The sequence below is a fragment of the Streptomyces sp. NPDC091377 genome, from assembly GCF_044757045.1.
Classification (GTDB): Bacteria; Actinomycetota; Actinomycetes; order Streptomycetales; family Streptomycetaceae; genus Streptomyces.
The window spans coordinates 386,057-398,520 of sequence record NZ_JBIVUE010000008.1 but is presented as its reverse complement, the minus strand read 5'-3'; the positions used below and the strand labels follow the sequence as shown (position 1 = coordinate 398,520).

Genomic DNA, 12,464 nt, shown 5'->3' with positions numbered 1-12,464 from the left:
ACCGGGCTTGGCCGGACGCGGGCTTGGCCGGACGCGGGCTTGGCCGGACGCGGGCTTGGCCGGACGCGGGCTTGGCCGGACGCGGGCTTGGCCGGACGCGGGCTTGGCCGGACGAGAACGGCCGGACGAGAACGGGCCGTACGAGAACGACACGGCGACTGGGCGACTGGGCGACAAGGGTGACGAGGGGGCGGTCATGGGGACCGGTTCAGGGACGGCGGGCGCACGCGTCGGCCGGCTGGACATGCTGCTGGAGCAGTTCGACATGGCCAGGGAGCTGGCCGGGGTCCGGTTGACGGGCCTCGGCGACGAGGAGTTCCGGTGGGAGCCGGCCCCGGACTGCTGGTCGATCCGCCGCCGCGGCGAGGCGGTGACCCCCAGGGCGTACGGGCCGGGCGAGTGGGTGATGGACCTGGGCGCCCCGGACATCCCACCGGGCGAGTACGCCGAGGTCGCCCGTCAGATCGCCGACGGGATGACGGTGGAGAAGGTCGCCGAGGACTGGAGCGTCAGCGTGGCGCGGGTCGAGGAGGTCCTCGCGCACACCGGTCCGGTGGAGCCGGGCGCCGCCCCGATCACCACCATCGCCTGGCGGCTGGGGCATCTGCACGGCTCCTTCGCGGGCGAGTGGGAGTGGACCTTCGGCGCCCGCGAGCGCGATCCGCGGCTGATGGTCGACTTCACCCCGGACGCGGCCCTGGCGGTGGAGCGGTTCTGGGCGGACGTGGACCGCTGGCGCGCGGCCCTCGCCACGGTCACCGAGGAGCAACTCGACACCGTCGGTTTCTGCCAGTACCCGCACGGCTCGCACCCCGACGAGCCGTTCTACTCCGTGCTGTGGGCCTCCAACCTCGAACTCATCCACCACATGGCCGAGATCGCCCTCCTGCGCGACCTGTGGCGCACCCGCCGGGACTGAGCCGGGCCGCTGAGCCGGGCCGCCGCTGAGCCGGGCCGCTATGCCGGGACTGAGCCGGGCCGCTGAGCCGCCGCTGAGCCGTTCAGATCCGTTCAGAGCCGTTCAGACCGGCTCAGAGCCGCCGGATCGCGAACACCGTCGTGTCGTCCGCCAGCCGCCCGCCGCAGTGCCGCAGCACGCTCTCCCGGACCAGCCCCACCAGCCGCTCCGGCTCCACGGACCGCGCGTCCCCCGCCACCGCCCGCGCGACGGTGTCCGCCAGCGGGAAGAACTCCCCGTCGGCGTCCCTGGCCTCGGTGACCCCGTCGGTGGTCAGCAGGAGCGTCTCCCCGGCCCCCAGCGCCACCCGCCGCACGACGGGCGGCCCCAGCCGGCGCCGGGCGTCCCGCTCGTCGGGCCCCGGCACCCCCGGCCCGTGCACGGCGATCCACGACCTCGGCATCGCCTTCCGCCGCGCCCCACCCCCCTCAAGCCCGACCTCTCTCCGTCCCCACCCGCGCCGAAGCCCGTACAACCGCCCCAGCCCCAGGCCCGAACCCGAAGCCGAAGCCGAAGCCGAACCCTGCCCCCCTGCACCAGAGCCCGGACCCCGTCCCCGTCCCCGTCCCCGACCGCCCCCCGTCCGCGCCCTCGGCTCCAGATCACCGAGACCCAGCGGCAGCGCCTCCCCCTCCGGCAGGGCCCGCACCCCGCCCGGCCCCACCACCAGGGGCGGCTCATGGCCGAAGTTCACGACATGGATGGCGGCCGGGTCGTGGTCGGGGAACTCCAGCAGGACCGCCGTGGCGAAGCGGTCGCCGTCCTCGCGCCCGAGTTCCCGCACCCGGCGCCGGTGCCGCATCATCCGGATCTCCAGCCGCTGCCCGACCGTCCCCAGCGCGGGCTCGTGATAGCCCGCCTCCCGGAAGGTGCCGAGCAGGGCCGCCGCCGCCTCGACCGCGCCGAGCCCCTTGCCCTGCACATCGCCGAGCAGCACCCGGGTGCCGTACAGGCCGGGCTGGATGTCGTAGAAGTCGCCCCCGACCCGTGCCTCGGTGTCCGCCGTGAGGTAGACCTCCGCGTGTTCCAGCCCGCCCCAGCCCGGCGGCAGCGGACGCAGCACCGTGCGGCGCACCGTCTCGGTGATGTCCCGCATCCGCAGGACGTGCTCCTCGCCGCGCACCCGCACCGCGCACGCCAGGGTCGCCAGCACCCCGCCGATCGCGATCAGCGTGAAGTCGGACAGCCGTGGACTGAACCGCTCCGGCCAGAGCGCCTCCACGAACAGATACGTCGCCAGCACCAGCCCGGTGAAGGCGGCCGTCATCCACACTTCGCACAGCGCCGCGGCGATCCCCGGCACCAGCACCACCCAGGCGATGATCCGGAACTCGGTGCCGGTCCAGTAGTCGACGGTGACGATGGCGATCAACAGCACCAGCGGCGGCACCCAGGTCACCGTGCGCCCCCGCACACGCAACGTGCGGTACTGGTGCCACAGACCCGACCGCCCAGTCCAGGGCAGCCGGTCGAGCGTGCTCCGGCCGGCCCCGTCGTTGCTCACGGGTCTCAGCGCCCGGTCGCCCCCGGACCTCATGAGGCCAGCGAAGCACGCCCGGCCCCGCCCCGCATCCGGCCGGACCCCGTCGCGCATCCCGCAGGACCCGTCGTAGTCCCTCCGGCGTCCCGTCGTAGTCCCTCCGGCGTCCCGTCGTAGTCCCCCGCGTCCGGAGTTGCCCGCGGCCCCGGCCCGGTGTGCCCTGGTAGTCGGGGGCGTACGAGAGGAGTGCTCTCATGGCTCACGCCGCACCCGCGCCCGGCACCACCCCGGGCTCCGCACTGCCGGACATCTTCAGCGCCCGCGCGCACACGATCGCCAAGTGGGCCGTGCCCATCGTCGCCGGACTGGTCTACGGCTACTGGGCCGCGGCCAACAATCGCCACGGCTCGGGCATCACCGGCTGGAACATCCTGCTCGGCTTCGTCGCGGCGATCGCCTTCGCGGGGATCTGGATGGCCCTGCACGCGCTGACCCCCCGGCTGAGGCGGGAGGTGCACGCACTGCTGTGGGCGGCGTTCGGCGGCTGCGCGTTCGGCTTCCTCTACAGCCAGACCGGCGCGTCGGTCCTGCGCTCCGTGGTGATGTCGCTGGCGGTCACCGCGGTCGTCCTCGTCGTCGTGTTCTACCGCTTCTACACGCACGAGGACGCGGAGGGCCACCGCCTCCCCTGACCGGGCGGACGGCGACCACCTACACGGCGTCCACATGGGCCCTGCCCGCCCATGCCTCGGCGTTCACATGGGCCCTGCCCACCCATGCCCCGGCGTTCACATGGGCCGCGCCCTCCCATGCCCCGGCGTCCACCAGCCACGTCAAGTGACCCTCGGTTCGCCCGGTTCGCCCGAACAGCGGCCCCCCGCTCGCGCCCCCCACCGGCACCCCGTTGCCTGGAAGGGTGCCCCCGAGCCTCGCGAGTCCGCCAAGTCCCCAGGCCCCGCCCGGGACTCGGCACCGCGCCGCCCGGGTGCGCGGCGTCCTCTCGGCGGCGCTGATCGCACTGGCCTGTCTGCTGGTGCCGCTGGGCGCGCTGGCGTCCTGGGTGACGTACGGGCTGGCCGACACCCAGCGTTATGTCCGGACCATGGCTCCGCTGGCCACCGACCCCGCCGTACGGGACGCGGTCGCGGACATCCTCGGCGAGGGCCTGGCGGAACGGGCGAGCGCCGCCATGACGGAGAGCCCCGGCGCGGGCGCGATGGCACCGTTCCTGCGGGACGCGGTGCACTCGTTCACCCGCACCGAGGCGTTCCGGGTCGGCTGGGACGAGGCGAACCGGGCCACCCACCGGGCGGTACTGGACGCGATGGAGACCGGGGACCCCCAGACCGGGGACCCCGCGCACTCCGGCCCCCTCGAAGACTCCAATGCCTCCAATGCCTCCAGGCCCTCCGGTGCCTCCAGGAACCCCCAGGGCCCCCTGGAAAGGCACGGCCCCGGGTCGGTACGGGTGGAGGACGCGCCGGTGACCGTGGACCTCGCCCCCGTGGCCGCCGCCGTACAGCGGCAACTCGCCGAGGACAACGTGACGGTGGGCAGCCGGATCCGGGTCGGCCCCACGGAGGTCGCCGTGCTCCCGGCCGAGGATCTGGCCCCGCTGCGAAAGGGGTTCCACGTGCTGCACGTCGCCGCCGTCTGGCTGCCGCTCACGGCCCTCGGCCTCGCCGCCACCGGTATCGCGCTGGCCGCCCGCCGACGGCGCGCGGTCACCGCCATGGCCGTCGGCACCGCCCTCGGCGGCGCGCTGCTCGGCCTCGCTGTCGCCCTGGGCCGCCATCTCACCCTCGCCGACCTGCCCGCCGGAATGCCGGAACCCGCGGTGGGCGCGGTGTACGACGCCCTGACCTCGACGCTGCGCACGGTGTCCTGGCTGCTGCTGGCCCTGGGCCTGACGGTGGCCCTGGCCTGCCGCTACGGCCCGGCCCGACGCCACCGCGCGACGGCGACCAGCATCGGCACGGGCACGCTCACCCTGGCGACGATCGACCCCCCGCCACCGGCGCCGGAGGCACCGGCCCCGACGAGCGCCAACGCGTAAGCACAGCCCGAGAGCAGACCGGGACGCCCGGACGCCCGCTCCCCCAACCCCCCTCCCGACAACAATCCCCTCCTTGACAATTTTATTTGTCGGTAGCAGGCTGGAGTCATCGAAGGGCATCGGCCCGAACCGTCTTCCCCTCCCGAGGAGCCCCGGATGCGCACCCTGATCAGCACCGCCTTCATCTCCCTCGACGGTGTGGTGGAGGCGCCCGGCGGCGAGCCCGGCTACCGCAACGCCGGCTGGACCTTCAAGGACATCGAGTTCGTCCCGGAGGCGTTCGAGCTGAAGGGCAGCGAGCAGCAGGAGGCCACGGCGATACTCCTCGGCCGGGTCAGCTACGAGGCGTTCAGCCCCGTCTGGCCCGACATGGAGGACTTCGCCGACTACAAGCTGATGCCGAAGTACGTCGTCTCCACGACCCTCACCGACGGCGACCTCGTCGCGAACTGGGGCGAGACCACGATCCTGCGGTCCCTGGACGAGGTCGCCGCGCTGAAGGAGACCGAGGGCGGCCCGATCATCGTCCACGGCAGCGCCTCCCTGAACCGCGCCCTGTCCGACGCGGGCCTGATCGACCGCTACCACCTGCTGGTCTTCCCCGTGCTGCTGGGCGCGGGGAAGCGGATGTTCAGCACGTCGGACAAGGACACCCAGAAGCTGCGGCTGCTGGAGCAGGAGACCTACAGCAACGGCCTCCAGAAGCAGGTGTTCGAGGTGGTCCGCTAGGGTCTGTCGTTTGGATCAGCCCGGCCATGAGAAACGGTGCTGCTCGGTCGGCCTGAGCGGGGTCTGGTGTGTCAAGTTGCGCTGGCCACCCCTTAGCGCGGTAGGGCGTTTACGCAGGTCAGACGCTTATCATGTGCTCAAGCGGTTGCAGTGTTCACCCAAGAGCGCGCGCACTTCGGGCACGTCGCCGTGGTCGAGTGGTCGGCGCAGCACGACGCGGGAGCGGGAGCGCGGACGCCAGTCCGGCGGCCATTCAAGGGGAGCATGACGGCCCCCGCCGGAGCGGGGGCCGTCACCGTTCCCCCTCCATGTGTCGGGGGTACCGTTCTGAGTGACTAGGTCAGAACGGAGTCAGTATGCCCCAGCACACCGACGACCACATTGGCGCACGGATTGCCGACTACCGGAAGTTGCGCCACCTCACACAGACGGGCCTCGCGCAACGCGCCTTCGTTTCCCGAGGAACGATCGCCAAGGTAGAGGCTGGGCTAACCCCCGCAACACCGACCATCGTTGCTGCTGTGGCACGAGTACTTGAGGTCGATGTGGCAGTTCTCAACGGCCAGCCATACATGTCAGAAATGCAACAAGATAAGCTTGATCTAATGATCTCGCCACTGTCTGACGCGCTTGATCTGTACGACCTCGGACCCGATTTGGAGATCAACCCAAGACCCGTTGCCCAGATTGCATCTGACGTAAAGGAACTATGCGCCAGCGCCTGTGCGACGGAGTACAAGGGGGTGGGCTCTAAGCTTCCTGGTCTCATAGGTGAACTAACAACCGCCGTGAGTCTCCTACCTGGTGGTAGCGATCGCAACATCGCTGCATCGTCTCTTAGCTGGGCCTACTGGGTAGCCTACGAGTTTGCTTATCGACTGGGCTATCACCAACTCGCGATGATCGCACTAGAGCGAATGGGTTGGATGGCGGAGCAAGCGCAAGATCCCTTGCTGCTCGCGCTCCGTCTGAGCAAGCGCAGCAGCATGTTACTGCGGCGCGGGAACAATCAGTTGGCACTCAAGGTGCTGGAGCGTGGCCACCGACTAATCGATCAGTCCGACAACACGGAGTCGGTACCGGCGCTGGCGGTTTCAGGAAGCCTGTATTTGGCAGGCGCTATCGCGGCAGCGCAAGCGAAAAACGCGGATGCGGTTAGTGGTCAACTAGACCTCGCCCGAAAAGCAGCGCGGCAGATCGGCCGGGATGTTCCTCGCGTCTACTGGGCATCATTTGGGGTGACTAACGTGGCTCACTTCGATGTCGCCACAGCGGTTGAGTTGGGAAATCTCGGGGAGGCGATGAAGTCGGCCCGCAAACTCCACTTCCCTGCTGACCACCCCAGAATGCGCATCGGTCGATATCACATCGAAATGGCGCGAGCCTACTCGCAGATGGGGAAACCCGAATCAGCGGAACTAGCTCTACATAATGCAAGGGAAATTGCGCCGCAGCAGGCTAGGTACCATCCACTGATGCGGGAAACAATCGCTGTCTTGGTGCGTCGCCAACGACGCGCACCCCAAGGTTTGGCCTCGCTCGCAGCGTGGGTTGGCATGTAGGTACCTGTCAAGGGCCGCAGTGTTCCCGGATCGGGAACACTGCGGCCCTTTCGCGTCGGCACTCTGAGGTGCGCGCAGAAGACCCCCGCGACGCGACGAACGTCCGGGGGCGTGGCCAACCTGAGAGTGCAGGTCAACATGGTGAAGCTTATCCACACGTTCGTACGATGGGTTCTGGGTGTCTTAGCGTCTGGTCCAGGAAAGCGCCGGGCTGGATCCCGCCCGGTTCCCGTCCCTGCCCCGCAGTGCGCGGGCGCTGTTCGCCCGGCCGCCGCACGGGTTCGGGTGCCCCCTGGTCGCGTACATGCGGCAGCAGCGTCTCGAACCCCCGCCGCCGCCCCAGCCGATACCTGACGAGGTCCGCCCGTACCTTCACGACATCGGATCATGACGAAAGCGGCCCCGTCCTCCCTCGGGAGGGCGGGGCCGCTTTCGTCATGTCCAGGGTCAGCCGCGCTCACCCATGGCCGCGCGCAACCAGTCGAGCGGGGCCTGGGTCAGCAGCTGGTCGGCGAGCAGCTGCCCAGACTTGGTGACGATCCGGGCCCGACTGTTGTCGACCCAGCGCTGGGCCGCCTCGTACCCCTGGGCCTTGTACTCCAGGCCCTGCAACATGCACTCCAGCTTGTCCGCGTCACGCGCGCAGATGGCCTCTGGCGTCTCGCGCGCCTCGTACTCGGCGACGACCGCACGGACGGCCGTCCGCAGGACCTCGGGCATGCCGGCTGTCTGGTCCGCCGTCACCGCCACCGGGTCGCCCGGGGCCGCGTACTTCTTCCCCAGGTGGTTCACGTCGCCCGTGCGCGTCTCCTGCGAGTCGTGCCACACCGCCAGGTGCGCGGCCCGCGCGGCGTCGGCCCCCTCCAGGGTGGCGATGACCGAGGCGATGACGGACGTACGCCACGCGTGCTCGGCGACGCTCTCGGGGTCACGAACGCCCGCCATCCACCAGCCCGTTCGTCGGGCCGTCTTCAGCGTGCCCGCCTCCCACAGGAAGTGGGCTACGTCCGCCAGGTCCTGGTCACCCACTGGTGTCCCCTTTCACGCCTCGGCGAGGCGGATTGCGTACCCGATGCCGTCCAGCTCACGCCGAGCCTGCGGCGAAAGCTGGGAGTCATCCAACATCACCGGCAGGCGTTCGCGCAGGGCCCGGCCGGCAGCCGAACGTGCGCGCAGCAGGTTGGGGCGAGCGGCGAGCAGCGTCCACAGGGTGTGGACGTTCAGGTCAAAGAAGCCGTGCCGCGGCGTCAGGCCCTGGACCAGGTGGGCCATCAGTCGGTCGCCGTGCCAGGGCCCGGGCGCCGTCTCGCCAATGAAGTCGTCCGACAGTTGGATGTGCGTGGACTCCCCGACCCAGTACGCCCAGTAGTTCAGGTTCGCCGCCTCGGCCCGGTCGTCGTCGCCCAGGGTGCGGCCGATGAAGTGGGCCATACGGTCCCGGTCGCCCTGGCGCGTGGCCACGGCGGCGACGGAGCGGGAGTTGAGCCACTGCGTCAGCCAGTCGTCCGGCCGCTCGGTCCGCTGCTGGTGCGCCAGCCACTCGGAGGTATCCGCGTCCTGGTCGAACCCAGCGAGGTAGAGGGCCTGCCGGCGCAGCAGGAAGTCACGGCCGCCTCGGGCCTGCTCGGCCGTCTCCCGCATGCGGCTGTAGAAGCGGCGCCGGTCGACCGTGGGCAGGTCCGGGGCCGTCGGTACCGGGCCACGGCGCGGACGAGGCGGCGCCGGCAGGTCCCGCACAGGGGTGGGCGGCACGCCGTTCAGCGGCCAGGTCAGGACCTCTACGAGGTCGCGCTGCATGACCCAGGCGCCCAGCGGGTTGGGCCCGGCGGGCGCCTCGTCCTCCAGCGCGCTGGCCAGCAGCATGTCAGCTTCCATCGCGCGTTCGAGGGCGGCGAGCAGGGCGGGCGCCGTCCCCATCTGCATGAGCCGGTGGCGATGCACCAGCATCTGCCCCACCGGCAGGGAGGTCAGCGGGCGGCGCCCCGTCTCCCAGCCCGCGACCGTGTCCGGCGCCACCCCGAACAGCTCGGCAAGGCTGTCCTGCGTGTGCCCCAACTGCTCCCGTATGACCCGGAAGACGTAGCCCGAGATGATGCCCGCGCGACCCCGCCCGGACGTTCCCTGACCACCGGTCAGGGTTCCGTTGGCCTGCTGCCCCATGGCGTCCCCTTGCCCGCCCACGACGGGCCCTTACCCGTACTCACGGTCACTACAAGCGGTAATCACGCCTACCTACTGTCGGGGGTGACAACCGGGCAACTCAGCTTAGTGGGAGTGATGCCGCCATGACCGCCCATGGCCAGAACCAACAGCCCGCCCTCCGACCGGTCCGGGGGCGTGGCCACCAGCTAAAAGGGAGCTGACGACAGTGGACATTATCCACACGTTCGTACGACGGGTGCTGGGTGTCTTAGCGCCTGGTTCGGGCAGGCGGCGTGCTGGTTCCCGTCCGGTCCCCGACACTCCCGCACAATGCCCGGACACAGCCCGCCCGGCCGCCGCACGGGTTCGGGTGCCCCGTTCCCCCTACGGTCTGCACGAGCCGCTCGACGGCGCGGGTACGGCCCTCATCCGCCCCTACGTGATCGCTGCCGAACGAGAGCGCGAGCAGCGGCAACGGCGGCGGACTGTCCTGGTTCTCGCTGCTGACTTCGGCATCGACCTGGACCGGCACGTCATCGGGGCGAGGGGGGCCGTGCGATGAGCGGGCCCACCGTAGAGGGGCACCGGTCGGCGGAGTGCGCGCTGGCCGCGCGGCCGGGGTACGAGCTGCTGCACGACGACTGCCGACAGACGAAGGACGTGCCGCTGCCGTATGGCGGGGGCACGGTGCTCGTCCCGCGCTGCGCCTGCCCCTGCCACACACCGGGCGGGGAGGGGGAGCGGTGAACGCGGGTACCAAGCCCGCTCCGGGCAGGTCGCGGATGACGGTCGAGACGTACCGGGTCGGTGCGGACTGCGAGCCGAAGGGCCCGGTCGTACGACGTACCTACCAGGCCATTCCGGGTCCGCTCGCGACGGTGTCTCAGGCGTGGCCGCCGTGCCGGTGTGCGGGCTGCCGTGACGCGGGCGGGCTGTCGTGGCGCGGGCGGGGGGTGTGACATGGCGGCGGAACCTGGAGCGCGGGAGCGGCGGATTGGTGAGGTGTGGGCGCAGTGGGACCAGGAGTCGGCGCCCGCGTCGTCGACACACGCGTACACGCGCAGGCCGGTGATGATGGTGTAGTCGATGTCCGTGAGCGAGTTCGCCGACCAGTCCCAGCTCGCCGCGTGCGCCGCGCCCGCCGTGGCGACCAGGAGCACGCCACTCGTCGCCACGCCCATGACCACCGTGGTCAGCCGCCTTCTCGTCTTCATGAATCGCCCTTTCCCCCATGATTTCTCTGGCGGTTCCGCCATGACGACCAGTCTTGGCGGCAGGCGGCGGGCCGGGTGTGGAAGGCGTAGCCGCCGAGCGAGTGCCCGACGACCAGGGCGGGTCCGGCGCCGAGCGCGTCCACGGCCTCGGCGATGATCCCGGTCGCGGGCTCCACTGGTCCGCGCTGAAGCGGGTCCCGTGCACGAGCACGACGGGTACCGCGTCCGCTGTCGTCGTCCATCCCCCCAGGTGGTGGCGGGCGCCGCGCCGACTCTACCGACCCGGTCGGCGGGGCGTGGCGATCGCCCGGGCCGCCGCGACCTCCTGGCGCAGCGGCTCCAGCACACTGTCCGGCGCCCCGGTGAGGTCCGTGCGGACGGCGAAGAGAACCTCCACCTCCCGCAGCCCCTGCGCCAGTTCGCGCAACTGGCGGGCCACCTGGTCGACCTCGGGGCGGGTCGGCGGGGCGGCGCCGTGCTTGACGCGGACGCGGGCGGCCGTGGTGGCGTCGACGATCCGTTCCACCGCGACCACCAGCGGCCACCAGGCGGCGGCCCGGCGGCCGGTGGGCGGCGGTTCGGTCAGGGCGCGCTGGAACTCCGTACGGACGACCGACAGATCCCGGTACAGCCGGCGGCGCATCCGGGCGCGGGCGGCGGGGTCGACATCGACGGCCTGCCCGAACGCCGCCTCCGCATAGCGCGCGGCGTCCGCCACCGCGTCCGCGAGCCGGTCACCGACGCGGGTGTGCCAGCTCTCCGGCCACAGCAGATAGCCCACGATCAGCGCGATCGCGCAGCCCATGAGCGAGTCCACGAGCCGGGGCAGCAGCAGGGCGGTGCCCTCGCGGTTGAGGGTGTCGGACAGCAGCAGGATCACCGGGGTGATCGCGGCCGTCTGATAGCCGTAGCCGCGCGGGGTGAGGGCCGGGACCAGCGGGGCCAGCACCAGCATCACCGGTACGTCCCACCAGCCCCGCGGCACCTGCGAGAGCACCGCCGCCGCGATCACCAGCCCCGCCACCGTGCCCAGGGCGCGCAGCAGGGCCCGCGAGAACACCGAGCCGAAATCGGGCTTGAGGACGAAGGTGATGGTCAGGGCGACCCAGTAGGAGCGGGGCACGGGGACCAGGGAGACCAGGGCCTGCGCGAGGCCGATGCACAGGGCCAGTCGCAGCCCGTAGCGCCAGGAGCCGGCCGACAGGACCACGGTGCGGGCGGTGCGCGCGGCCCGTACCCGCAGGGTGCCGGGGCGGCCGAGCCGGTCGGCGCTGTCGTCCAGGGCCTGCGGGTCGATGTCGGGCGAGGTCACCACGGAGGCGGCGTGCCGCAGCGCGTGGTCCACGGCCCGCGCGCTCTCGCCGGACGGCTCCGGCAGGATCAGCCCTATCGGCCCCCGGTAGCCGGTCTCGACCGCGTCGGCGAGATGCCGCACCGCCGACGGCACCTCGGGCGGCAGCGGCCCGCCCGACAGATGCGCGGCGGGCGCGGCCTCCAGCACCGGGGTCACGGCGTTCAACTGGGCGACCAGCCGGGTGAGTTCGGGGCTGCGCCCGTGGTGCCGGGTGCGATGGCCGAGGACCAGGTCGTACGACTCGTTGAGCGACTGGGTCGCCGCGTGCCGGGCGGCGTCGTAGGCCGCGTGGCCCTCGGGTCCGCCCGCCCCGCCGCGCGCGAGCAGTTCGGCCACCTTGCGGTAGGTGTCGGCGACGGCGGCCCGCTCGGGCACGCCGGAGCGCAGCGGCCAGGCGATCAGCGCGAGCAGCAGCACCAGCAGCCCGCCGCCGCCCATCAGCAGCGGCGCCGCCCACCACGGACCCGGCATCGGCAGCCCGGCGCCCACCACCGCGTTCAGCAGCAGGAGCAGCCCGGAGACGGAGGCCACCGCGCCGATGGTCGAGATCATCCCGGAGACCAGCGCGATCGCGGTGAGGACGACGACCGCGAGCCAGCCCCGGTCGTGGACGAGCGAGCCGAGGGTGACGCCGACCGCGCCGAAGAACTGCGGGACGGCGATGTTGAGGATCCGTATGCGGTACGCGTCGGCGGTGTCGCCGATCACCCCGGACAGCGCGCCCATGGAGGCGATGGCCCCGTACGCGGGTTCGCCGACCGCGAGGCCCACGGCGAGCGGCAGGGTCATGGCGACGGCGGCGCGGGCGACGGCCGGCCGGTTCACCGGGGCCGGCTGGGCCCGCAGATTCCTGACCAGCCAGTCGGGAGGGGTGAGGCCGATCGGGAACTCTCGGGGCATGGGCACATTATGGCCAGCGGCTGCCGGTTGCCGGGGGCCGGTGCCCACGGCCGCGCCCCGCCGCAGTGC

The 12,464-nt window shown here is 71.7% G+C and carries 13 protein-coding genes; 7 read left to right on the top strand and 6 right to left on the bottom strand.

Annotated features, from left to right (window positions below; translation table 11 throughout):
* Nucleotides 1–196 precede the first annotated feature (196 nt).
* Nucleotides 197–919 carry a DinB family protein gene (locus tag ACIQNG_RS20725; RefSeq protein ID WP_401440749.1) on the top strand — a complete coding sequence of 241 codons (723 nt, stop codon included), beginning with the start codon at nt 197–199 and terminating at the stop codon, nt 917–919.
* A 112-nt stretch (nt 920–1,031) separates the two neighbouring features.
* Here the strand turns inward: ACIQNG_RS20725 and ACIQNG_RS20720 are convergent, their stop codons facing one another.
* Nucleotides 1,032–2,462, bottom strand: a complete 1,431-nt coding sequence (locus ACIQNG_RS20720; RefSeq protein ID WP_401486701.1) for a PP2C family protein-serine/threonine phosphatase — start codon at nt 2,460–2,462, stop codon at nt 1,032–1,034.
* Nucleotides 2,463–2,692: 230 nt separating this feature from the next.
* On the opposite strand from ACIQNG_RS20720, the gene ACIQNG_RS20715 reads away from it, so the two are divergent.
* The gene (locus ACIQNG_RS20715; RefSeq protein WP_401440753.1) at nt 2,693–3,130 is read left to right on the top strand and encodes a hypothetical protein; all 438 of its coding nucleotides are present in this window, start codon (nt 2,693–2,695) and stop codon (nt 3,128–3,130) included.
* Between the two features lie 19 nt (nt 3,131–3,149).
* Here ACIQNG_RS20715 and ACIQNG_RS20710 read toward each other — a convergent pair whose 3' ends face one another.
* A complete protein-coding gene (locus ACIQNG_RS20710; protein ID WP_401486699.1) occupies nt 3,150–3,275 on the bottom strand; it encodes a hypothetical protein in 126 nt (41 codons plus the stop codon).
* Between the two features lie 148 nt (nt 3,276–3,423).
* On the opposite strand from ACIQNG_RS20710, the gene ACIQNG_RS20705 reads away from it, so the two are divergent.
* From ACIQNG_RS20705 to ACIQNG_RS20695, 3 genes are all read left to right on the top strand, one after another.
* Nucleotides 3,424–4,494, top strand: a complete 1,071-nt coding sequence (locus tag ACIQNG_RS20705) for a hypothetical protein (protein WP_401486697.1) — start codon at nt 3,424–3,426, stop codon at nt 4,492–4,494.
* Nucleotides 4,495–4,650: 156 nt separating this feature from the next.
* A complete protein-coding gene (locus ACIQNG_RS20700) occupies nt 4,651–5,223 on the top strand; it encodes a dihydrofolate reductase family protein (protein ID WP_401440757.1) in 573 nt (190 codons plus the stop codon).
* A gap of 356 nt (nt 5,224–5,579) precedes the next feature.
* Nucleotides 5,580–6,785 (top strand): helix-turn-helix domain-containing protein, encoded by a 1,206-nt coding sequence (locus ACIQNG_RS20695; RefSeq protein ID WP_401440759.1) that lies wholly within the window; start codon nt 5,580–5,582, stop codon nt 6,783–6,785.
* 447 nt (nt 6,786–7,232) lie between these two features.
* Here ACIQNG_RS20695 and ACIQNG_RS20690 read toward each other — a convergent pair whose 3' ends face one another.
* Complete coding sequence (locus ACIQNG_RS20690) at nt 7,233–7,814, bottom strand: HD family hydrolase (protein ID WP_401440761.1); 582 nt, start codon at nt 7,812–7,814, stop codon at nt 7,233–7,235.
* 12 nt (nt 7,815–7,826) lie between these two features.
* Nucleotides 7,827–8,945: a helix-turn-helix domain-containing protein gene (locus ACIQNG_RS20685; protein WP_401486694.1), complete on the bottom strand. Its 1,119-nt coding sequence runs from the start codon at nt 8,943–8,945 to the stop codon at nt 7,827–7,829.
* A gap of 352 nt (nt 8,946–9,297) precedes the next feature.
* Between ACIQNG_RS20685 and ACIQNG_RS20680 the strand changes: the two genes are divergently transcribed.
* Together ACIQNG_RS20680 and ACIQNG_RS20675 are read left to right on the top strand one after the other, a co-directional pair.
* On the top strand, nt 9,298–9,489 hold the full coding sequence (locus tag ACIQNG_RS20680; protein WP_401440765.1) for a hypothetical protein: 192 nt from the start codon (nt 9,298–9,300) through the stop codon (nt 9,487–9,489).
* Entirely contained in the window at nt 9,486–9,674 is a 189-nt protein-coding gene (locus ACIQNG_RS20675) for a hypothetical protein (protein WP_401486692.1), read from the top strand. Before ACIQNG_RS20680 ends, ACIQNG_RS20675 begins: the two co-directional genes overlap by 4 nt.
* 463 nt (nt 9,675–10,137) lie before the next feature.
* Here ACIQNG_RS20675 and ACIQNG_RS20670 read toward each other — a convergent pair whose 3' ends face one another.
* Complete coding sequence (locus tag ACIQNG_RS20670) at nt 10,138–10,317, bottom strand: hypothetical protein (protein ID WP_401486690.1); 180 nt, start codon at nt 10,315–10,317, stop codon at nt 10,138–10,140.
* A gap of 98 nt (nt 10,318–10,415) precedes the next feature.
* Nucleotides 10,416–12,395, bottom strand: coding sequence for an FUSC family protein (locus ACIQNG_RS20665; RefSeq protein WP_401486688.1), 1,980 nt, complete (start codon nt 12,393–12,395; stop codon nt 10,416–10,418).
* Between the last annotated feature and the right edge of the window lie 69 nt (nt 12,396–12,464).

Excerpts from the sequence above, each read along its gene's own strand:
- ACIQNG_RS20700 (WP_401440757.1), top strand. The coding sequence starts at position 4,651 with ATGCGCACCCTGATCAGCACCGCCTTCATCTCCCTCGACGGTGTGGTG.
- ACIQNG_RS20715 (WP_401440753.1), top strand. The coding sequence starts at position 2,693 with ATGGCTCACGCCGCACCCGCGCCCGGCACCACCCCGGGCTCCGCACTG.
- ACIQNG_RS20665 (WP_401486688.1), bottom strand. The coding sequence starts at position 12,395 with ATGCCCCGAGAGTTCCCGATCGGCCTCACCCCTCCCGACTGGCTGGTC.
- ACIQNG_RS20675 (WP_401486692.1), top strand. The coding sequence starts at position 9,486 with ATGAGCGGGCCCACCGTAGAGGGGCACCGGTCGGCGGAGTGCGCGCTG.
- ACIQNG_RS20725 (WP_401440749.1), top strand. The coding sequence starts at position 197 with ATGGGGACCGGTTCAGGGACGGCGGGCGCACGCGTCGGCCGGCTGGAC.
- ACIQNG_RS20685 (WP_401486694.1), bottom strand. The coding sequence starts at position 8,945 with ATGGGGCAGCAGGCCAACGGAACCCTGACCGGTGGTCAGGGAACGTCC.
- ACIQNG_RS20695 (WP_401440759.1), top strand. The coding sequence starts at position 5,580 with ATGCCCCAGCACACCGACGACCACATTGGCGCACGGATTGCCGACTAC.